Annotated in this window: 21 protein-coding genes; 17 read left to right on the top strand and 4 right to left on the bottom strand. The window is 46.1% G+C overall.

The window, feature by feature from the left end:
- The first annotated feature begins 137 nt into the window (after positions 1-137).
- The gene (locus tag MHI14_RS22190) at positions 138-2846 is read left to right on the top strand and encodes a hypothetical protein (RefSeq protein ID WP_289391830.1); all 2709 of its coding nucleotides are present in this window, start codon (positions 138-140) and stop codon (positions 2844-2846) included.
- 104 nt (positions 2847-2950) lie between these two features.
- Here the strand turns inward: MHI14_RS22190 and MHI14_RS22185 are convergent, their stop codons facing one another.
- The gene (locus MHI14_RS22185) at positions 2951-3343 is read right to left on the bottom strand and encodes a cytochrome C oxidase subunit II (RefSeq protein ID WP_289392723.1); all 393 of its coding nucleotides are present in this window, start codon (positions 3341-3343) and stop codon (positions 2951-2953) included.
- Between the two features lie 220 nt (positions 3344-3563).
- Positions 3564-3923 carry a phage holin family protein gene (locus MHI14_RS22180; RefSeq protein ID WP_017689637.1) on the bottom strand — a complete coding sequence of 120 codons (360 nt, stop codon included), beginning with the start codon at positions 3921-3923 and terminating at the stop codon, positions 3564-3566.
- Positions 3924-4110: 187 nt separating this feature from the next.
- Between MHI14_RS22180 and MHI14_RS22175 the strand changes: the two genes are divergently transcribed.
- The 4 genes from MHI14_RS22175 (at position 4111) to MHI14_RS22160 (ending at position 8999) form a co-directional block, all read left to right on the top strand.
- Entirely contained in the window at positions 4111-6477 is a 2367-nt protein-coding gene (locus tag MHI14_RS22175) for an endonuclease MutS2 (RefSeq protein ID WP_341131205.1), read from the top strand.
- A 71-nt stretch (positions 6478-6548) separates the two neighbouring features.
- The gene (locus MHI14_RS22170) at positions 6549-6968 is read left to right on the top strand and encodes a DUF350 domain-containing protein (RefSeq protein ID WP_036610109.1); all 420 of its coding nucleotides are present in this window, start codon (positions 6549-6551) and stop codon (positions 6966-6968) included.
- Positions 6969-7087: 119 nt separating this feature from the next.
- Positions 7088-7654: a hypothetical protein gene (locus MHI14_RS22165; protein ID WP_341131204.1), complete on the top strand. Its 567-nt coding sequence runs from the start codon at positions 7088-7090 to the stop codon at positions 7652-7654.
- 130 nt (positions 7655-7784) lie between these two features.
- Entirely contained in the window at positions 7785-8999 is a 1215-nt protein-coding gene (locus MHI14_RS22160) for an MFS transporter (protein ID WP_091032766.1), read from the top strand.
- A 95-nt stretch (positions 9000-9094) separates the two neighbouring features.
- Here MHI14_RS22160 and MHI14_RS22155 read toward each other — a convergent pair whose 3' ends face one another.
- Positions 9095-10315: an NAD(P)/FAD-dependent oxidoreductase gene (locus MHI14_RS22155; RefSeq protein WP_091032763.1), complete on the bottom strand. Its 1221-nt coding sequence runs from the start codon at positions 10313-10315 to the stop codon at positions 9095-9097.
- 97 nt (positions 10316-10412) lie between these two features.
- On the opposite strand from MHI14_RS22155, the gene MHI14_RS22150 reads away from it, so the two are divergent.
- The 7 genes from MHI14_RS22150 (at position 10413) to MHI14_RS22120 (ending at position 14681) form a co-directional block, all read left to right on the top strand.
- Entirely contained in the window at positions 10413-10646 is a 234-nt protein-coding gene (locus MHI14_RS22150) for a hypothetical protein (protein ID WP_091032761.1), read from the top strand.
- Between the two features lie 45 nt (positions 10647-10691).
- Positions 10692-11087 (top strand): spore coat protein, encoded by a 396-nt coding sequence (locus tag MHI14_RS22145; RefSeq protein ID WP_091032758.1) that lies wholly within the window; start codon positions 10692-10694, stop codon positions 11085-11087.
- A 160-nt stretch (positions 11088-11247) separates the two neighbouring features.
- Positions 11248-11748: an Lrp/AsnC family transcriptional regulator gene (locus tag MHI14_RS22140; RefSeq protein WP_024628343.1), complete on the top strand. Its 501-nt coding sequence runs from the start codon at positions 11248-11250 to the stop codon at positions 11746-11748.
- A 13-nt stretch (positions 11749-11761) separates the two neighbouring features.
- Positions 11762-12970, top strand: coding sequence for an aminotransferase class I/II-fold pyridoxal phosphate-dependent enzyme (locus tag MHI14_RS22135; protein WP_341131203.1), 1209 nt, complete (start codon positions 11762-11764; stop codon positions 12968-12970).
- A gap of 189 nt (positions 12971-13159) precedes the next feature.
- Positions 13160-13381 (top strand): aspartyl-phosphate phosphatase Spo0E family protein, encoded by a 222-nt coding sequence (locus MHI14_RS22130; RefSeq protein ID WP_176872852.1) that lies wholly within the window; start codon positions 13160-13162, stop codon positions 13379-13381.
- Positions 13382-13549: 168 nt separating this feature from the next.
- The gene (locus MHI14_RS22125; protein WP_017689626.1) at positions 13550-14101 is read left to right on the top strand and encodes a hypothetical protein; all 552 of its coding nucleotides are present in this window, start codon (positions 13550-13552) and stop codon (positions 14099-14101) included.
- A 37-nt stretch (positions 14102-14138) separates the two neighbouring features.
- Complete coding sequence (locus MHI14_RS22120) at positions 14139-14681, top strand: bifunctional adenosylcobinamide kinase/adenosylcobinamide-phosphate guanylyltransferase (protein WP_017689625.1); 543 nt, start codon at positions 14139-14141, stop codon at positions 14679-14681.
- Between the two features lie 85 nt (positions 14682-14766).
- Here the strand turns inward: MHI14_RS22120 and MHI14_RS22115 are convergent, their stop codons facing one another.
- Complete coding sequence (locus MHI14_RS22115) at positions 14767-15378, bottom strand: DedA family protein (RefSeq protein ID WP_091014720.1); 612 nt, start codon at positions 15376-15378, stop codon at positions 14767-14769.
- A 148-nt stretch (positions 15379-15526) separates the two neighbouring features.
- On the opposite strand from MHI14_RS22115, the gene MHI14_RS22110 reads away from it, so the two are divergent.
- From MHI14_RS22110 to MHI14_RS22090, 5 genes are all read left to right on the top strand, one after another.
- The gene (locus MHI14_RS22110; RefSeq protein WP_124113702.1) at positions 15527-16102 is read left to right on the top strand and encodes a cob(I)yrinic acid a,c-diamide adenosyltransferase; all 576 of its coding nucleotides are present in this window, start codon (positions 15527-15529) and stop codon (positions 16100-16102) included.
- Positions 16099-17082: an RluA family pseudouridine synthase gene (locus MHI14_RS22105; RefSeq protein WP_091032756.1), complete on the top strand. Its 984-nt coding sequence runs from the start codon at positions 16099-16101 to the stop codon at positions 17080-17082. Before MHI14_RS22110 ends, MHI14_RS22105 begins: the two co-directional genes overlap by 4 nt.
- Before the next feature lie 371 nt (positions 17083-17453).
- Positions 17454-17819 carry an arsenate reductase family protein gene (locus MHI14_RS22100; RefSeq protein WP_341131202.1) on the top strand — a complete coding sequence of 122 codons (366 nt, stop codon included), beginning with the start codon at positions 17454-17456 and terminating at the stop codon, positions 17817-17819.
- A 331-nt stretch (positions 17820-18150) separates the two neighbouring features.
- Positions 18151-19044, top strand: coding sequence for a 5'-3' exonuclease (locus MHI14_RS22095; RefSeq protein ID WP_017689620.1), 894 nt, complete (start codon positions 18151-18153; stop codon positions 19042-19044).
- Positions 19041-20156, top strand: a complete 1116-nt coding sequence (locus tag MHI14_RS22090; protein ID WP_249911266.1) for a phosphodiester glycosidase family protein — start codon at positions 19041-19043, stop codon at positions 20154-20156. The genes MHI14_RS22095 and MHI14_RS22090 overlap by 4 nt, the downstream gene beginning before the upstream one ends.
- Positions 20157-20175 lie beyond the last annotated feature (19 nt).

Here is a 20175-nt window from a genome sequence, read left to right as displayed (position 1 = left end):
ACAAAAGAAGATTTTTTGAACAAAGATTAGCAGGAATTGTTTGAAGTCACATCGAATCCTTAGCATTAGAGGATCGATGTGACTTTTTTGTGATTACAGCTTAGAATCAACATACAGACTTGAAGGAGGGCACAACTGTGACTACACCTGATCGTACACGCGTCACCGTAGAGATCTACGGGACTTCCTATAAACTGGTTGGCAGCAGTGCCGACTATATGAAACAAGTAGCTAACCTGGTAGATGAGCGTATGGGCGCAATCTCCAAGCAAAATTCCCGTCTGGATACTCCGCGTATTGCGGTACTGGCGGCTGTACATATGGCTGAACAGTCTCTTCAGACTCAGGAAATCCGTAATGAACTGAAGATGCTTACTGGAGAACGTACAGAACTGAGAAACGAATTGAATCGGTTAAACGCCATACAAAATGAACATCAACAAGAATTGGAACGGCGTGACCAGGCTCTTGCTGATTTGCAAAAGCTGAAGATTGAAGCAGAGCAGGCGTTGCAAAAGTCCGAATCGGACAAAAATTCAGAGATAGCCAAGTTGAATACGCTGCTGGAGCAAGAACGCGCTCAAGCAACGGAGCGAGTGCAGAAATTGCAGGCCCAAGCGACGGCACAACTGAAGGAAGCAGAAGCCAAGGGAACGAAACAGCTGAAGGAAATGGAAGAGAAAGCGGCTAACCAGCTTAAAAATGCACAGGCACAGGCTGCTTCCCAGCTCAAAGAAGCTCAGAACCGTTCTGCAGCCGAATTGCAGCAGGCGCAGGCCAAAGCTGCGGCGCAATATAAAGAGCTGCAGGACAAGACTGCAGCTCAATTAAAAGAAGCCGAAAGCCGTGCCGTTGCAGAACGTCAACAGATTGAAGCCAAAGCTGCGCAGCAGGTTCAGACAGCCAAGGAAGAAGCCGAGTCGGCCATTCTGTCCGAGTTGGAGCAGGCAGAGAGCAATCTGAAGAAAGCTCAGGAAGAAGCAGCGCTACAGTATAACGAACTTCAGCAACAGATGGAACTTCGTCTTCAACAGGCTGAAGAAAAAGCGCTGCAACAGACACAAGAGCTCACGGATCAGGCGAATCAGGAACGGGCTGACTTGCAGGCACAAGCGGAGCAGAAGCGCCTGACTGAGATAAATCAGTTGAATGCGGAGTTTAAGGCGTTATCCGAGCAGTTGGAACTCGAATGGATGGAGAAAGAAGCAGCCCTCGAGGAACAATTACAGCAAGTCAAGGAAGCAGCAGCGTCCCAGGCGAAAGAAGCCGAAGCGGCGGCAGAGGCCTTATTGCAAGAAGAACAGGGCAAGCTCAAGCAGCAACTTGAGGAACAACGTAAACAGGCGGAGACTCGACTATTAGATGTCGAAGAGCAATTAGAAGAAGTCATGACCCAGCTCATCAGTGCACAGGACATGGTTGCTGAACAAGAACAGCAACTTCAGCACGAGCGTGGTCAATTGGAATCGTTACGTCATGAGCATGGGGTCCGTAAACAGGAGCAGGAAGTTCAGACTCGCCGAATCACGGAACTGGAGCAACAACTGGAGCAGTTGAAAGAGGACCGTTCCCAGTTGCAGGAGCTTCTGCGTGAAACGGAACAGGCTGCCCAGCAATCCCGTGATTCACAGGAACAATGGAAGCAGAAGTATAATGAAACTGTGGATAGAGAAACCTCTCTCACAGCACAGCTACGCAAACTTCAGGAGCAACATGCACAGCTTGAACAGGAAGTTCAAAAGCTTCGTGAGGCTGAAGTGAAGTCGGAAGAGGAACAGCGTAGGTTGCATAAGGTGCTTGAACAGGCTCATGCCGCAGTGCGTACATTGCAGAATGAGATCGGCACGCTTACGGAACGTGAGCAGTCCTGGAAGGACCTTGCTGAGCAGCGATTGGCTGAGATCGGGGACCTGGAGAATCAGATTCTTGAAGTTGCTGAACAAAATGAAACGTTGGAGTCTGGTGTGCAATCCCTTCATGATGAATTGTCCGTGGTGAAGGAAGAGTCTCGTTTCAACCATGAAGAGGCTGTGCAATACCAGAAGGATGCAGAGCTTTTGGAAGAGAAACGCAATCAGCTTGAAGTTGAGCTAAATGTTGTTCGGGAAGAGCTGAACCGACTTCAGGATAACTATAAACAAATCCGTAATGATTACAGTGATGCATTACAACGGGAAGAGAATTATAGTTCCAAGCTGGATGAATTGAGCAAGGAGAAACAAGAGATTGTGAGCGCACTTGAAGAAGCGAGACAGTCTTCAGCTAAACTTTCCGAGCGCTACTCGGAGCAAGAGAGCCGGCTAGCCCAGACTGAGGAAGAAGCGTTGGAGTGGCAGATCAAATACGAAGAACTGTCAGCCAAACAGACCGAGTTGGCATCCCGTCTGGAGCAGTTGACAAGACGTGAAGAAGAACTTCGCTCAAGCGTTGAACAAGCAGAGCAGAACGACCAGGTATGGCAACGCCGTGCAGATGAATGGGCGGCTCAGGAACAATCCTGGCAGGAACGCTGGGCTGCACTTGAGAATGAACTAACGGTTTGGAAGAGAGAAAGTGCGGCAAGTAGTGAGTTGCTGGAGGGACTGGAGCAAGAACGACAGCAGCTGGACAAGTTACGTGTAGAAGCGACCCAAGAGAAAGAGATCATGGAAACTGAACTGCTTGAGATGGGGGAGCGTTACGAACTAGCGGCCAATCAATTACGTTTGTTACAGGTTGAACGTGAAATGGAGCAGGAGAAGGCAGAGCAGCTGAACACGGAATATCGTCAGTTGCATGATGAATATACGAAATTGCAGACGGAATATAACGAATGGATTGAATTGATTGAACAGGACCAGACCTAGCGTAATGAATGTAGCAGAACTGGCTCGTGGGCAACGCACTCTGGTACAATTTGTTATACTAAAGAAGGAGCTCCCGTCGCTGCGGGGGCTCCTTGTCTTGAATACTATTCTTCAACGATAATTTTGGAGATCATGCTGCTGTGTCCTGAACCACAGAAGACGGAACAGGACATTTCAAACTCACCAACTTTGTCCGGGGTTATGACTTTGGAGCTATTTCTGGTATCCAGTTGAAGATTCAGCTCAGGCACAAGGATACCGTGATTTCCGTTTTCATTTTCATAAACAATGTTGACCGGAACGCCTTTTTTAAGATGGTACTCAGGTTGATCGAATTCATAGTTACTCGCCTTGATGACCAATTCTTCACTGGCTGTAACTCCAGCATCAGCATCGGATCCATTGCTGCCAGATTCTGCGGACTGTTTCGCTCCTCCACATGCAGTGAGGACCAGAATTAACATACAGGCAGCAAGCCATGTTATGCCTTTCTTCATCATGTGCCTCCTTAAAGCGTGATTTGGATAAAATTTGAATGATTGCTCCAGTCATCATACCGCAATATGTGGATGCCTGTACACGCTGCGTATGTCGTTTTTTTGAAAATTGAACGTGTACGGCAGAGCGTGCGTACTGCCCGAATGAAATAAACCCCTTCCGGCACAGGGCCTTCAGAGGTTTAGGAGAATTCATGGGGACGTTAAGGTGAAGTGGAGATTAACTTTTGGAGCTTCGTCCGGCATCAAAAGGGGTGGATACCGGGATGAAGAGATCGATAATCCCGATGACCAGCGCAGCGAGAATGGCACCGAGCAGGCTGACTTCAACATGATCTACAACATATTGACCAAGCCAAATCACCAGTGCGCTAACGATAAATCCGACAATACCGCGACCAAACGGGTTGACTCTTTTGCCGAAGATACCTTCAACGATCCAGCCGAGCAGGGCAATGACGAGAGCAAGCAACAGGGCGCTCCAGAAGCCACCAACGGCGAATCCGGGAACGATCCAGCTAACCACCATTAATACAATTGCAGCGATGATAAATCGCACGACATGTCCCAGAAAATTCATGGTGTTTACCTCCTTTTATTCGGATTGAACTGAGCAGGGCAACTCCAAGGGGATGGAGAGGTTGCACAGTCCTGACACCTGTAGTTTGTGGTGCTATGGTTGAAGTTATGTGTGGAAGGATTCGTTAAATAGCGTAAGAAAGTTTCTTTCGTTATAATACAGATATAGTTTGGAAGGAGTTGTACACTTGGACACGAAAATTTTACACACACTGGAATATCGCAAAATTTTAAATACATTGCTTAGCTTTGCTCAGACAACCATGGGAAAAAAGAAAGCGGAGCAACTTGAACCAAGCAGTGAACTTGAAGAAGTGAAACGGTTGCTGCAGCAAACTGATGAAGCCTTCACATTTGATCGTCTAAAAGGCTCACCGTCGTTTGGAGGAATTGTAGATATTACGGCTTCCATCAAACGTGCTGAAATTGGAGGCACACTTAACCCTCACGAACTTTTGGGAATATCCAATACAACCTTTGCGGCGCGGCGATTGAAACGTCAGATTGGTACTTTGCATGAAGATGAGCCCATCGAATCTTTGTTCTATATCAGTGATCAACTGTCAGAGCAAAAAACGCTTGAGGATGCCATCAAAATCTGTATTGACGATAATGCAGAGGTTGCCGACAGTGCAAGCGTAACGTTGGCGCAGATTCGTCGTGAACTGCGAGGCGGAGAAGCGCGGATTCGCGAAAAACTGGATTCCATGATTCGATCCTCTACCGTATCCAAGATGCTTCAGGATCAGCTCATCACCATCAGAGGAGACCGTTTTGTTATCCCGGTGAAAGCTGAATATCGTTCGTACTTTGGCGGGATTGTGCACGATCAATCTGGTTCGGGTGCGACATTGTTCATTGAGCCGGAATCCATTGTTGCAATGAACAACAAATTACGCGAAACCCGGATTCGGGAAGAACGCGAAATAGAAATTATTTTGCAGAAATTGACAGCACTTGTCAGTGAGCAGGGAGAGTGGCTGTTGTATGATGTCGACTTGCTGGGATCACTTGATTTTATCTTTGCCAAAGCACGTCTGGCTCGTGAACTGAAAGCAACATTGCCTGGCATGAATGACCGCGGGTTCATCAAACTTAAAAAAGGTCGGCATCCGCTGATTGCGATCGAAAACGTGGTTCCAATTGACATAGAGCTGGGCAATGATTACACATCCATTATCGTGACAGGTCCGAATACGGGTGGTAAGACGGTAACGCTCAAAACGATTGGATTGCTGAGCCTGATGGCTATGTCCGGTTTATTTGTTCCGGCTGAGGATGGCAGTCAGTTATGTGTATTTGATGCGATTTATGCAGACATTGGGGACGAGCAGAGTATCGAGCAGAATCTGAGTACTTTCTCCAGTCATATGACCAACATCATTCGCATTCTGAAAAACATGACGCCGAAAAGTTTGGTATTGCTCGATGAACTTGGAGCAGGGACAGACCCGGCTGAAGGTTCTGCACTGGCGATCTCCATGCTGGAGCATATGCACCGGACGGGATGTCGCATGGTTGCAACAACTCACTACAGTGAACTGAAAGCATACGCATATGAGCGTAAAGGTGTCATTAATGCCAGCATGGAATTTGACATCAACACACTGAGCCCGACCTATCGCCTTCTGGTGGGTGTGCCTGGACGAAGTAATGCATTTGCCATTGCAGAGCGACTGGGACTGCCGGGTTACATTCTCGACTACGCCCGTGGCGAAGTGAAGGAAGAGGATCAACGGATTGAGCACATGATTGCTTCTCTTGAAGAGAACCGTCTTACGGCTGAACAAGAGCGTGAGAAGGCAGAGAGTTTGCGCCAGGATATGGAGAAATTACGCAGTCGTCATCAGACCGAACTGGAGAAGCTGGAACAGCAGCGTGATCGCCGGATTGAAAAAGCAGAAGAAGATGCACGTAGCATTGTGGACAAGGCTCGCGTGGAAGCGGAGAAGATTATAGCAGATCTTCGCCTGTTGGCTATGGAAGAAGGTGCTTCCGTGAAGGAGCACAAACTCATTGCTGCCCGCAAACAGCTGGACGAGGCAGAACCGGAGAAACGCAGGAAAACGGTCAAGAAGACGGCAACCACGCCGAAGACTCGTGCCATCGGTCCTGGTGATGAAGTGCTTGTCTACAGTTTGAATCAAAAAGGCCATGTTGTAGAGATGGCGGGCAGCAAAGACGCTATGGTACAACTGGGGATTATGAAAATGAAAGTATCCCTGGATGACCTGGAACTGCAGCAGTCGGCTCCCGCAGCCAAACCGAAACAAAAACCGGTAACAGGTATGAAACGTACACGTGATGACAATGTGAAAAGTGAATTGGATCTGCGTGGTACCAACCTGGAAGAAGCCCTGATGGAGACAGACCGGTTCATTGATGAAGCTTTCCTTGCCAACCTGGGCCAAGTTTATATTATTCACGGTAAAGGTACAGGAATTTTACGTTCCGGTATTCAGGATTACCTGCGTAAGCATAAACATATTAAAAGCTACCGGCTGGGCAATTACGGAGAAGGCGGGAACGGTGTGACCGTCGCAGAATTGGAATAGCCGGTCCATGAATCAATGATATTCTGCGACCTTATTCATGAAGGTCGCAGATGGGGAGAGGGGAACGGTGCGTGATAGAAAGCATTGACCAATTGCTGTCTCATCCCTTGGGGATGGTACTCGGTTTTTTCTCGGTAGCGATTATGGAGCTGCTTGTATTTCTGGCTTGCTTCGAACTGGTGACTAAGTATAAATGCTGGACTGAGATCAAGAAGGGCAATGTGGCCGTTGCGATGGCTACAGGAGGTAAGATCTTCGGGATCTGCAACGTATTGCGGTTCTGCATACAAGCAAAATCTTCGGTATATGAAGCCATGACGTGGTCGTTTGTAGGGTTTATCCTTCTGCTCATTGCCTATTTTTTGTTCGAATTCCTGACACCCGTGTTCTCCATTGATAAGGAGATCGAATCGGATAACCGAGCTGTCGGATTGATATCCATGATTATTTCAGTCTCGCTGTCGTTTGTTATTGGCGCGAGCATTATCTAGGGGGACCGGTCATGAAGATATTGATACGGATTCTGTTTGCGGCATCGATCGTGTTTTTTGCCATCGGTGTGATCTATGTAATGAATACATGATGATTTAAAGAGAGAGGTTGATTCAATATGGAAACAACAATATGCCCTTGGTGTCACACGGAAATTGTATGGGATGAGGAACTCGGTCCTGAAGAAGAGTGTCCATACTGCCACAATGAATTAAAGGGATATCGAACGCTCAACATTAACATCGGTGATGAAGAGAACGATGAAGCTGAGGACGAGATCTATGATGTGGATGATGTAAAGGATGAGGAGCAGACTACGGATCTTTCAGATCTGTGGGGGGATGAAGTTGAACTCAAATTGCCGGAGTTGCGAACGTTGACCAAATATGCGGATGAAGGTAATGACCTCATTCAGTATGAACAAGGTGTCCAGAAGCAACTTGATCATCAGGAAGAAGTGCCGGAGTGCCCGAATTGCCGGGAATTCATGATTCTCGCAGGTACGCAAGCTGCAACGCAGGATAACTTCATGCCAGTTGCTAACGCAGCTTCAGGTGAAGGGTCACTATTGTCACCACCGTTTAAAGTATTGACCTATGTATGTTCGGGATGTTTCCAAGTTCAATACAGTCTGTCTGAGGAAGATCGTCTGCGTCTGATTAAGAACCTAAGTACGCAGGAATAAACATTTCGGAAGATTTTAACCAATTTCATAGCAATCCTGAAGATTCATCATGTTTTCCTCTTGCTTGGGGCACGTTAACCCTAAGACCTACCTGTACACAATTCACTTCAGGTGGATGAAGGAGGAGCAGATGAAGATTACTTTAGGCCGACAATCCATTCTGCTTTTGGGCGTGAATGGATTGTTTGCGTTAGCCGGAGCGTTGTCGGGAACCTTTTTGAATGTGTTTCTGTGGAAAAGCCGTCCGGATTATGCCATGTTGGGGTGGTTCACTCTCAGCCAGCAACTGGCCATTGGACTGACATTCTGGCTTGCTGGCAAATGGGTCAAGGAACACAATAAAATGAGTGCACTACGATTAGGTACTGCGCTGTCCGGCATATTTTATATGATAGTCCTCTGGGCTGGTTCCAAAGCTGTAGACTGGATATGGCCTCTGGGTATACTACTGGGTTGTTCCCTGGGGCTATTCTGGATCGCATTTAATGTTGTGTATTTTGAAATAACGGATCGGGAAAACAGGGATCTATTCAATGGCTGGGTTGGGTTACTTGGTTCGATGACCGGAATTATAGGTCCATGGTTCTCCGGTCTGATTATTACTCGCATGACAGACAACACAGGATATCGGCTCATCTTCACGGTATCACTCGTTATTTATGTCATAGCGGTAGTTTTCAGTTTTTTTCTGAAAAAAAGAAAGGTGAGCGGTACATACCGCTGGTCAGAACCTTGGATACAGCTATCCAAGCGGGATAGTCCCTGGAGGACCTTAGGCTTGGGGTTATTCGCTCAGGGTGCCCGTGAAGGTGTCTTTGCCTTCCTGATTGCACTGCTTGTATATTTGGCTACCGCACAGGAGTACAAATTGGGGCAGTTCTCACTCATCACTTCAGCTGTGGCACTAGTAAGTTATTGGGCAGCTGGGAAATGGTTCAAACCACAGTATAGATCAAAAGGCATGTTCATCGGAGCCCTCATTCTGCTCGTTGTGCTTCTTCCTCTTCTCTGGAAAGTGACCTATGGAACGCTGTTAATCATGGGGATTGGGAGTGCTGTTGCGATGCCGTTATATGTACTACCGATGATATCAGCGGGATTCGACATGATGGGCACAAGTGGCGAAAATGTGGAGAAAAGGGTTGAACTTGTCGTTTTGAGAGAGTTATGCCTGATGCTTGGCAGACTATGTGGGTTGGTCATATTTATTGTGACAGTCTTAAATGCTCCGTCTCTACGCATGTTAACCTGGCTTATTATTGTCCTCGGTGCTTCTCCGCTAATTGGATGGATCTTTATGCGCAAGTTATTGAACCAAACGGAAGGGCAAGAGCCCTCGGCTTAGCAGGCTTCCCAATATATAGACAGGGTACAGCGGCGGGAAAAGAGAACTTTCCGTGTGCTGTACCCTGTTTGTAGTTGTATTGGTTCAGTTGTTGGTTATACAGGAGATGGTTTACTTGTACGTGTGAGAGAGAACAGATCCATATCAGGGTTTTGTTTGCCCGTAATGGCATCCACAATTAAGGAAGCAGCAATCATACTGTATACGGTCCCGTTACCTCCATACCCTTCTACAAAGTACGAATTCGGATAGTCTGGGTGTGGACCGATTAACGGAAGACCATCATGGGTGCTTCCAAAGACAGCCTCCCAAGCGTAATCGACTTCGAGATCAGGTAATGGGAAATACTCGGCAATCTTTTGTAACAAAATCTCACCTTTATGAACCGCCTTGATAGCCCGTTGTTCTTCTCGAGGACGATTCTCATCAAGTCCACCTGCAATAATTCTTCCGTCTGGAGTAGTGCGCATATATAGATAAGGTCGTTCGGTCTCCCATATCATGCATTGCTTGTACCAGCTGCTGAGATCCTGTAGTGGCTTGGTAGCGATAGCATAGGTGCTTTGAAGGTATGCGCCTCTGTCCTTTTTAATTTCTTGTGTTTCATAGCCTGTTGAGAAAATAACATGTTTGGCACGTACAGTGCCAAGAGGTGTGTAACATAGGACACCATTTTCATCATAATCACAATGGGTGAATTCACTATGAGCATAGACTCTTGCTCCTTGACGTGAGGCTGAGTGGAATAGTGAGTGAACCAAACGATACGGATTAACCTCAGCATCCCCGCTTGTGTATAATGCAGCACGTTTGCTGAACGGGAATAGTGCACTAATTTTTTCCTGATCCCACAGCTCCACATCAAATCCATAATGTTTCAGGTTACGATATTCTTCCTCTAGCAACGATACATCTTCCTCGTGACTGGCACAATAGAGACTTGTGCGAGGCACAAACCAAGGATCTATCTCAAGCTTCGATGAAATTTTTTCGAGATGGTGCATGGCATCCCGGCATAATTCGTAGAATCGAACACCACGTTCTTCTCCAAATGTCTGGATACAAGAGGTGAGCGTTTTGTCATTCGTATATTGGAGCAGGCCCGTATTTGCCATACTACTGCCATAACCGATATCTCTTTTGTCAATAACAACGGTGTCAATCCCCTGATCCGTCAAAAGCTTAGCAGACAACGCGCCTCCCATTCCACCACCGATGATTAGACAATCACAGGACAGGTTTTCTTGCAAAACAGGATAATGGGGATGGGAAGCAAAGGTAGTTGGCCAAAATGTTTTTCCGTTAATAAGTTCCATAATTGATCACCTCTGTTGAATATAGTTGAAGTATACTTTTTCGGGTTAGGGTAACAATAAATTCGCAATAACTTTAGATTAAGGAGGTCAGATATACATGCAAAACTCACAAATGCAAGCACTGAGCCCCAAGGAACTGAACTATATTGCGGATTCAATTTCCAATGAGGAAATGTTAATCAAACAATGTGCAGCTACAGCCTCCATCACACATAATCCGCAAATTCAACAGGCGCTGAATCATTATGTTCGCTCACATGAGCAGCATCTGAATACTCTTGTCAATACGTTACAGCAACATCAATCTCTTGCACCAGCGCAATCACAGTAAAGTTCAAAACATGACAAGTTATTTCAAAGTATAGGAGGAAAATACGTGTACACTCAATCTTTGTCATCTGGTGGAAATTTTATGCAGGAGCAGGATCTGCTGAAGTCGATTCTTGCAGATTTAAGACGAACCTCACGCGAATATACAACTGCGACAACGGAAGCTTCCTGCCCCATGACACGTCGAATGTTCACAGATCTGACGAACGATACCCTAAGATTACAAGGGGAACTGTTCAATCTGATGCAGCAAAACAACATGTATTCTGTCTCATCCAAGGCACTTCGTCAGGATGTGGACAAGCAAATTCAGTCCGCCCACCAGACCCAACAAAAGTGTCAGCAATTCATCCAGGAAAAGAATTCGCAGAACAGTTCATATAGCCAAGCTCCTAATGTGCCTCAGCATCAACCGAATAACGGTAACCCTTATTACATGTAACCTTTGCAAAAGAGGTTTGAAGCACCTAACGTTCCAGGACCATACCACCGCTTGCCTGAATTCAGGGCAGGCGGTCTTTTGTCTATGCATCAACGTCAAATTCATGTAATATAAGTATTAATTCATTTTCAGGAACCTGGATGATGCTGGAGGGAAAACCATGAAAGATTTGAACGATCTGCAATTAAAAGTTCTGGATCTGCTGAAGGAAGACGCGAGAAGGACTCCCGCACTGCTGTCGACGCTGCTGGGGGAGTCGGAAGACAAGATTAAGAACGCCGTGGCACAGCTAGAACAAGACCACGTTATCGTAAAATACGCAACCGTCGTGAACTGGAGCAAAATAGATGATGAGAAAGTAACGGCCCTGATTGAGGTGCAGATCACGCCGGAGCGTGGTCGTGGCTTTGAAGGGATTGCCGAACGCATTTATCTCTATCCGCAAGTGAAGTCCGTATATCTCATGTCTGGTGCATACGATCTGCTCGTTGAAGTGGAAGGTGGCAACCTGCGTGAAGTCGCTAATTTTGTGTCAGAGAAACTGTCTCCGATAGACTCTGTACTTTCAACCAAAACGAATTTTATTCTTAAAAAATATAAGCAGGACGGGATTATTTTTGAAGACCATCAGGAAGACAACCGTCTCATGATCTCGCCGTAAAGGAAGATGTGTCATGATAGTGAATGAACAGACAACCGGGAACAACAAGAAAATGACATCTTATCTGGCACCCCTCGTGCAGCAGATACCTCCATCCGGAATTCGTAAATTTTTTGATCTGGTTGGAGACAACAAGGATATTATCACATTGGGTGTGGGTGAACCTGATTTTGTTACACCTTGGCATATGCGTGAAGCTTGTGTATACTCGCTGGAAAGAGGTATGACCAGTTACACATCCAACGCAGGTATGCCGAAGTTGAGAGAAGCCATCAGTGAATATCTGGATACTCAGTTTGATACCAAATACGATCCCAAGGATGAGATTATTGTTACCGTGGGTGGCAGTGAAGCGATTGACTTGGCTTTGCGAGCATTAATCGTACCTGGCGACGAGATTCTCATTCCTGAACCTTCGTACGTGGCTTATTCACCAATCGCTTCAATCGGTGGCGGTATACCGGTTGGTGTTGAAACCTACGCGAAAGATCAGTTCAAGTTAACGGCCGAAGCACTTGAAGCTGGCATCACGCCGAAGTCGAAAGTGGTTATTCTGTGTTATCCGAGTAATCCCACTGGAGCCATCATGACGTATGAAGAGTGGCTGCCTATTGCTGAAGTGATTAAAAAGCATGATCTGATTGTGATCGCGGATGAAATTTACGCTGAATTGACGTATACGCAAAAACATGTTAGCTTTGCAGCTATCCCTGACATGAAGGAGCGGACCATTCTCGTAAGCGGATTTTCGAAGGCTTTTGCAATGACAGGTTGGCGGATCGGTTACATGTGTGGTCATCCTGAGCTTATTGCAGCCATGCTCAAAATCCATCAGTATACGGTAATGTGTGCGCCGGCCATGGGTCAGGTTGCTGCACTTGAGGCGTTGACAAATGGTTTGGGTGAGAAAGATCGGATGGTAGAATCGTATAATCAGCGTAGACGTTTAATTGTGCAGGGCTTCAGGGATATTGGACTTGATTGTCATGAACCTCAGGGAGCATTCTATGCATTCCCAAGCATTCAAAAGACGGGTATGAGTTCCGACCTGTTTGCTGAACGATTGTTAACGGAGAATAAAGTGGCTGCTGTTCCGGGCAATGTTTTTGGCCCTCAGGGTGAAGGCTTCTTGCGTTGTTCTTATGCTACTTCCGTAACCCAATTAAATGAAGCTTTGGAACGAATCGGAAAATTTGTTTACAAACTGCAAAAAGAGGGTTAATACTAAAGTAGAATCTTTTTACAAATGTGACATTTTTATTATTGGAAAAAAAATAACTTTCTTTTACAAAATAATGTGATATAATTTCAATTTGAAATAAGTTTTCATAAATTTGGAAACCATTTTTCCAAGGAGGGGTTAGCTTTGTTTTGTGTTGAATATGATTTACCGACGAATCGTGGGCACTATCTGGCAGAAGGCGATCATGGCGACCGATGGTCGGTGAAACCCGATAACGCATCTTTGCATGACATTTCCTTGGAAGATGAAATTCATATGCTTCGTCGCAAGATGGAACAGATCTTCCTCGAAGAGAAATCATTCACATCCGATATTGTAATTGAAATCAGCAGTTTGCTGGATTTAAAGATTAATGAATATATGAAGGCTAACCCGATTAAAGGAAAATAACGTTTATGCTGGAGTGAAACGTTTCATTAATTGAATTAGAAAGGGAGACCTGAGAAGGTCTTCTTTTTTTGTGTGAAAAGGCAAGGTGATCCCCCGATAAACCAGGTTATTTTTTTGCGTGGAACAATTGTGATATATTGGACATAGGAGACTAAAGGGGGAACTGGAATGAAGAGATTTTGGGGGCTTACTGCAATCATTTCTATCGTTTTTCTGCTTGCTGGTTGTGGAGGTAAAGATGGTTTTTCCATATTCATCATTGATAACCAAGGAAATCCATCTGTAATCTCAGAGCAGTTACAGGCCAATCTGCAACAGAAACTGGGTGAGGAACCCAAGGTGGAAGTGATTACCAGTGCAATGTATGATGTTCAGAAAATTATGGTAGAATATGCGGCTGGAGGACATGATATTTTCATTTTGCCTGAGTCCGACATGAAACAATACGGAAGTAATGGCTCCAATGTTCCGCTGGATGATACTTTTGATCCGAAGAAGTTTGAACGGGGTGTATTTGAGGGTGGAGTATTGGTAGAGAAGGGTGAAGGAGATGGAGGTTCAGATCTCAAGCAAGAATCACATCTTTACGGCATTCCACTCGAAGATATGAAAATGTTTAAAGATGTAGAATATGCTGCGAGCAATTTGTTCGCCACCATTCCAGTGTCATCTTCCAATGTCGAAGAATCCAAAAAAGTGCTGAAGGCGCTGACAGAGTAAAGAAAATTCAGAATGGCTATGGAAGGAGGGAAGCGGATTGCTGATTACGGTCACAGGCGGCATAGGTAGTGGTAAAACCCGGTTTGCCCTCAAGTACGCAGCCGGAATTAGCCGGGAGGGTGTATATTTATCCACTGGTGATCATGATCCCGTTATTCCCGAATTGCCATCCGCTCATTATCGTGCCATTCATGCCGGGAACGGTCAGCATCTGACAGAGGTGATCACCCAGATTAATCGGGAATCCAATCTGTTTTTGGCGGATCAGCGAATTGTAATTGTAGACAGTCTGACCTCCTGGATGGCTGCCGGTTTCAGGGCAACAGAGGATCTGGATCATCAGCGTTCAGAGACACAGCTTTTGCTTGATGCTTTATTGTCTTATCAGGGGAAGTTGCTTGTGATTACCAATGAAATGCATGGCACATTGCATCCTACCGAGGAAGAACGAATATTTACAGCGAGAATGGCTTCGGTTAATCGGATGCTGCAGATACATGCTGAAAAGATGTACTTGCTGGTATCTGGTCTGGCTATCGATCTTAAGAGTCAGGGCATGCGAAATGAAGATGAACGATAGCGAGATGACATAAACGGGTGACATAAAGAAGCCTCCTTAACCACGAATTGGTGGCGAGGAGGCTTTATTTATTAAGTTATCCTTTTTATTTCTGCTTTTTGCTACGTCTGATCCACCAGATGATACATCCGATGACAATGATGGCCAGAATGACGTACACTACAATGGAATAGACGTCCATGAAGTGCAAAATGCTCTCCCATGATGCGCCAAGCGCAGCGCCAACGCAGACCAGAATGACATTCCAGATCAATGTACCAATGGTTGTAAAGAGAAGGAATAAACCAAATTTCATGTTGGACATGCCTGCGGGAATGGAGATAAGACTACGGACGAGGGGAACCATTCGGCAGAACAATACGGTCCACATGCCATATTTGTCAAACCATGCATCGACACGGTGAATATCCTCTTTTTTGATGCGCAGAACATGTCCCCAGCGTTCCACAATTTTCTCAAGGCGTTCGACGTCAATGAGTAGACCAATACCATACAGGAGAACAGCACCAAGGACGGATCCAATGGTTGCGGCGATAATAACTCCTGGAAGAGTGAGACTGGTATAGGTGGTCATGAATCCGCCAAACGGCAGAATGATTTCGGATGGAATCGGGGGAAATACGTTCTCAAGAGCAATAATGAGTGCAATGCCTATGTAGCCGTATTGTTCCATGAAATCGGTTATCCAGTTTTGCATATTCGTCTCCTTTACTTTTGGTTTCCTTCGATTTGTCGTATACTCGGCAGAGCACACCAATTCTTATATACGTGTAAAGCGATAGACGGGTTTCTGAAAAAATGGCATTCCCGTATTCATTATTATATTACCAATTGGAGGGATAACGATGGGCATATATACACGAACAGGTGACGAAGGACAGACTTCGGTCATCGGTGGACGCGTCATCAAGGATGATGATCGGGTTGAGGCTTATGGCACGATTGATGAATTGAACTGTTTTGTAGGCCAGGCGATCAGCCTTATTGACTCTGCTCAAGGGAAATTTGAAGATCTGCGTGAGCATCTTCTGGAAGTTCAGCAGGAACTGTTTGATTGTGGGTCGGATCTGGCCTTTGTGAAGATTAGTGAGACCAAATATAAGGTGAGAGATGAAATGGTCACACGTCTGGAACAATGGATCGACCAGTATGATGCAGAGAATCCAAAAGTGGAACGATTCATTATTCCTGGTGGCAGTCAGCTGTCTTCTGCTCTTCATGTGTGCCGTACTGTATGTCGTCGCGCAGAGCGTCGCACGGTAACACTTGGACAACATACAGATATTAATCCGTCTGTACGACGGTATCTAAATCGACTGTCTGATTACTTCTTCGTGGTTGCACGGACGGCCAACGCGAGACAACAGGTGGCGGATATTGAATATGTGCGGAGCAAAAAAGTCTTCCGCCGCAAAGAATGAGCCAATATTATTCGCCGATTGTCTACACGGTGACCGAACAAGAAGATGGCTGGCTGCTGAAGACCGTGCTTCAGCGCCGGTTGCTGGTGTCGCGTAAGCTTTTGTCTAAAATTAAGCTGACTGAACAAGGTGTCATGCTAAATGGAGAGCGCGTTTATATTAGCGTCAAGGTGGCTGCGGGTGATGTCGTTGAAGTTCGGATGGAGCAAGAGGAATCGGATGATATTTTGCCTGAACCTATTCCATTTACCGTTCTGTATGAAGATGAGCACTTGCTTATTGTTAACAAGGACGCGGGCATCATCGTTCATCCGACACATGGACATTACACGGGTACTTTGGCAAATGGCGTTGTTCATTATTGGAAATCCAAGGGCGAGCGCTTCCGGTTCAGACCGATTCATCGACTTGATCAGGAAACTTCAGGTGTGCTCGCAATAGCCAAGAACCCTTATGTGCATCAGCATGTGTCTGAACAGATGATTGCGGGAACGGTGGATAAGAAATATATTGCGCTTGTACACGGAAGCCCTGTTCCGGAACAGGGCGCAGTGGATGGCCCGATTGATCGTGATCCTGAAGAGCCGCACCGCCGAATCGTAACACCTGATGGTTACGCTGCAAGAACGTTGTACACGACCTTAACACGTTGGACAGAAGGCAGCGCCAGTGCAGTAAGTCTTAAGCTGGAAAGTGGCAGAACCCATCAGATCAGGGTACATATGACGTCCATCGGCTGTCCATTAATCGGTGATCGAATGTACAAGACACTACCTATGCATGAGATCGATGAGCAGACCATGGCTGTTCGAGAAGAACGGGATACCTGGATCGAACGCCAGGCATTACATGCCTGTGAGCTGACGTTTGAACACCCAATTCTACAGAAACGCATAACGTTTCAGGCGCCTTTTCCACCAGATATGGCCGCGCTGGAGCAGCGTTTGAATGATGAGGCAGCTCCCAGAGAAGAACTGTAGGAAGCTGCGACGGGACTCTTAGATTTCCTTAGATACGCCCTCTGTGTAGTAGGTGTCGTAGCTTTCTGTACGGCAAGCCTTGGTTGAGGTCAACGCTGGTGGGCTATTCCATGTGAGGGGGCTTAATGCACCTGAACAACATGCCGTAGGCTAATCATTATGGTTGTAGACTCTTTAGTCCTTAAAGTTTTAAGGTCTTGATCCCAAAAAAATGTAGCGAATGTGTGTTTTTGATCTCATTCGCAAAAGTCAGTAAAGTTGCATGGCGATGGTATCGATTTGGAGCGACTTTTGGATTTGCGAAGCAAACCAAGGGAAGCGAGAAGTCGAAACCGGAGCCACACCGGAGCCACACACTAGGAGGTAAATCAATGAGTAACTTAAAAGTATATCAATATGCCAAATGCGGCACATGCCGCAAAGCTGTAAAATGGCTTGAAGCTCAAGGACATGAGCTGGAGTTAATCCCTATTTTTGACTCACCGCCTTCAGAATCTGAACTAACAGAACTCATCCAAAAGAGCGGACTGGAAGTGAAAAAGTTCTTTAATACGAGCGGGGAAGTGTATAAGGAACAACAACTGAAGGATAAAATTCCGGGCATGTCTGCTGATGAACAGATTCGTTTGTTGGCTTCCAATGGTCGTCTGATCAAACGTCCAATCGTTACGGATGGAGAAAAGGTGACGGTTGGATTCAAGGAAGAAACGTACGAGCAGGAATGGAATAACGCGTAAACGTGCTGAATATCAGCCTTGAATTGTTCAAAATTCAGGGCTTTTTTGGCTGATCGATGGTTGGCGGAACTATGCTATAATGATAGAATTAGTTCGATATTTTATTTGCTATAGAAATTGAACTAAACATTTACACGAAAATGGAGAGGACAGAAATAACCTGAAGAAGCGGAGCGTTCGCCTTTATCCCCGGATTTTCCCTTTTGGAAAAGGGAATCAAAAAAATCTGGGGATAACAGCGATCAGAAGGTTGTTCTGTCATCGGAATGGTAAGTGTAAATATACTTTAGTTTAATTTCTATAGAATCAGGACAGGAGAGAACAAATTCAAGTGAATCAACGTAATGAACCTACTTTGTTGCTGGTAGACGGTATGGCGGTGTTGTTCCGTGCTTTTTATGCGACATCTGCAAGCGGATATATCAGACGTACAAAGGCAGGGTTGCCTACCAACGCAGTCTACGGATTTATCCGTTATTTCTGGGATGCGGTTCAGACTTTTGGGCCAAGTCATGTCGTATGTTGTTGGGATATGGGCGGTAAGACGTTCCGCGGTGAAGAATATGCAGCCTACAAAGGCAACCGGGCCGAAGCTCCGGATGACCTGATTCCCCAGTTTGCCCTGATTCGTGAAGTGATGGATAGCCTGGGTATTCCGAATATAGGTGCACAAGGATTCGAAGCCGATGATTGCATCGGGACGCTTGCGAAGTATTATACCGAAGAGACCGATATGAATGTTATGGTACTGACGGGTGACCACGACATGTTGCAACTGATCAATGACCGCACAAGTATCATTATTATGAAAAAAGGCCATGGCAACTACATGGTGTACAACCCTGAAACGCTCATGGCAGAGAAACAACTGACACCACGTCAAGTGATTGACATGAAGGGTCTGATGGGAGATGCCAGCGACAATTATCCGGGAGTACGGGGAATTGGTGAGAAAACAGCGTTGAAGCTTGTACAGGAATACGGCTCCATTGAAGGGATTTTGAGCAACATGGATAAACTGACCCCTTCGGTGCGTAACAAGATTGAGAATGATCTGGACATGCTTCATCTGTCCCGCAAACTGGCAGAGATTCATTGTGCTGTTCCGGTTGCCTGTGCGCTGGATATCTGTGAATTGCGTCTTGATCCGGATATGGTGATGGACAAGTTTGAACAACTTGAGATGAAGAGCCTTGGCTCTTGGATGGGAGTGGCAATAGGGTGAGCAACAAGCAGAACGTACGAACAGGCAAAAAGTGGTGGACAGGGGCTATGGCCCTCGTCCTGGCCTTGCCCGTAATTCTTTCGGGAGCAGTAAGTGCGCCACAGACAGTGGATGCCAAAGCAGCAATTAGCACAAAAGTACAGAAAGTAAAAGCAGCAGGACGTAATTTTACCGTGCAGACAGTTTCAATCCCGAAGGGAACACCGGTTACCGTGGGACTCGCGAAGAAGCAAGTTGGCCAGACGGCAACATTGCCATCGATTGTGAAAGCCTATGGTGCACAAGCAGCCATTAACGGAGCATTTTTTGAAGCATACAACGGAGCGCCAGATCCATACGGCATGTTAATAGCAAATGGTAAGGTCATACATATTGGAAGATACGGAACATCCATCGGATTTAAGGAAGACGGCTCGGCGATCATGGATTCACTTCAGGTGAGTTTGACAGGTAAAGTAACGGATACAAAAGGTAAATCACGGAGTTGGTATGCAACCTTTATTAATCGAACACCTTCAGCGAATGCAAGCATTACGATGCTGTATACCCCTGAACGAGGTTCCACGGTTGGGTTCAAAGGCGGTACTGCAGTAGTCATGGAGAAAGGTATCGTGACCAAAAAAGTGCCCAATACCAATGTAGCGATTCCTAAGAATGGCTCGGTATTGGTCTTCACAGGCAACCAGAAGTCTTCTTCGGATCGTTTCACCGTTGGTTCAACCGTAGAAATGAATTATAAGTATACGAACGCAGCAGGCAAAGAGATCCCTTGGCAAGATGTAGTGACTGCCGTGGGAGCAGGACCCCGTCTGGTGAAAGACGGCAAGGTAGCTGTAAATCCGACGAGCGAAGGTTTCAAGGATGCCAAGATTCTTAATGCTTCCGGAGCCAGAAGTGGTATCGCCATCATGGCGGATGGTTCCGTAATGCTGGCTACTGTTTCCGGAGCAACAATTAAGGAGTGGGCAGCGGTGATGCAGAAGCTTGGTGCCAAACAGGCCATGAATCTGGATGGCGGTGCTTCCTCGGGTATGTATGCCGGGGGCAAAATGCTGACTTCTCCAGGCCGGCTCTTGAGTAATACACTCGTATTTGGCGGCTCTGTGCGTTAAAAGAAAGTGATTATGGGAG

The sequence above is a fragment of the Paenibacillus sp. FSL K6-2393 genome, assembly GCF_038002545.1.
Classification (GTDB): Bacteria; Bacillota; Bacilli; order Paenibacillales; family Paenibacillaceae; genus Paenibacillus.
The sequence above is the reverse complement of the archived record's forward strand: the minus strand, read 5'-3'. Positions and strand labels throughout refer to the sequence as shown.

What these genes read in the sequence shown, in the direction of transcription:
- MHI14_RS22105 (WP_091032756.1), top strand. Translation starts at nt 16,099, where the DNA reads ATGAGCCAATATTATTCGCCGATTGTCTACACGGTGACCGAACAAGAA.
- MHI14_RS22115 (WP_091014720.1), bottom strand. Translation starts at nt 15,378, where the DNA reads ATGCAAAACTGGATAACCGATTTCATGGAACAATACGGCTACATAGGC.
- MHI14_RS22135 (WP_341131203.1), top strand. Translation starts at nt 11,762, where the DNA reads ATGATAGTGAATGAACAGACAACCGGGAACAACAAGAAAATGACATCT.
- MHI14_RS22155 (WP_091032763.1), bottom strand. Translation starts at nt 10,315, where the DNA reads ATGGAACTTATTAACGGAAAAACATTTTGGCCAACTACCTTTGCTTCC.
- MHI14_RS22165 (WP_341131204.1), top strand. Translation starts at nt 7,088, where the DNA reads ATGGAAACAACAATATGCCCTTGGTGTCACACGGAAATTGTATGGGAT.
- MHI14_RS22100 (WP_341131202.1), top strand. Translation starts at nt 17,454, where the DNA reads ATGAGTAACTTAAAAGTATATCAATATGCCAAATGCGGCACATGCCGC.
- MHI14_RS22150 (WP_091032761.1), top strand. Translation starts at nt 10,413, where the DNA reads ATGCAAAACTCACAAATGCAAGCACTGAGCCCCAAGGAACTGAACTAT.
- MHI14_RS22180 (WP_017689637.1), bottom strand. Translation starts at nt 3,923, where the DNA reads ATGAATTTTCTGGGACATGTCGTGCGATTTATCATCGCTGCAATTGTA.
- MHI14_RS22110 (WP_124113702.1), top strand. Translation starts at nt 15,527, where the DNA reads ATGGGCATATATACACGAACAGGTGACGAAGGACAGACTTCGGTCATC.
- MHI14_RS22160 (WP_091032766.1), top strand. Translation starts at nt 7,785, where the DNA reads ATGAAGATTACTTTAGGCCGACAATCCATTCTGCTTTTGGGCGTGAAT.
- MHI14_RS22185 (WP_289392723.1), bottom strand. Translation starts at nt 3,343, where the DNA reads ATGAAGAAAGGCATAACATGGCTTGCTGCCTGTATGTTAATTCTGGTC.
- MHI14_RS22125 (WP_017689626.1), top strand. Translation starts at nt 13,550, where the DNA reads ATGAAGAGATTTTGGGGGCTTACTGCAATCATTTCTATCGTTTTTCTG.
- MHI14_RS22140 (WP_024628343.1), top strand. Translation starts at nt 11,248, where the DNA reads ATGAAAGATTTGAACGATCTGCAATTAAAAGTTCTGGATCTGCTGAAG.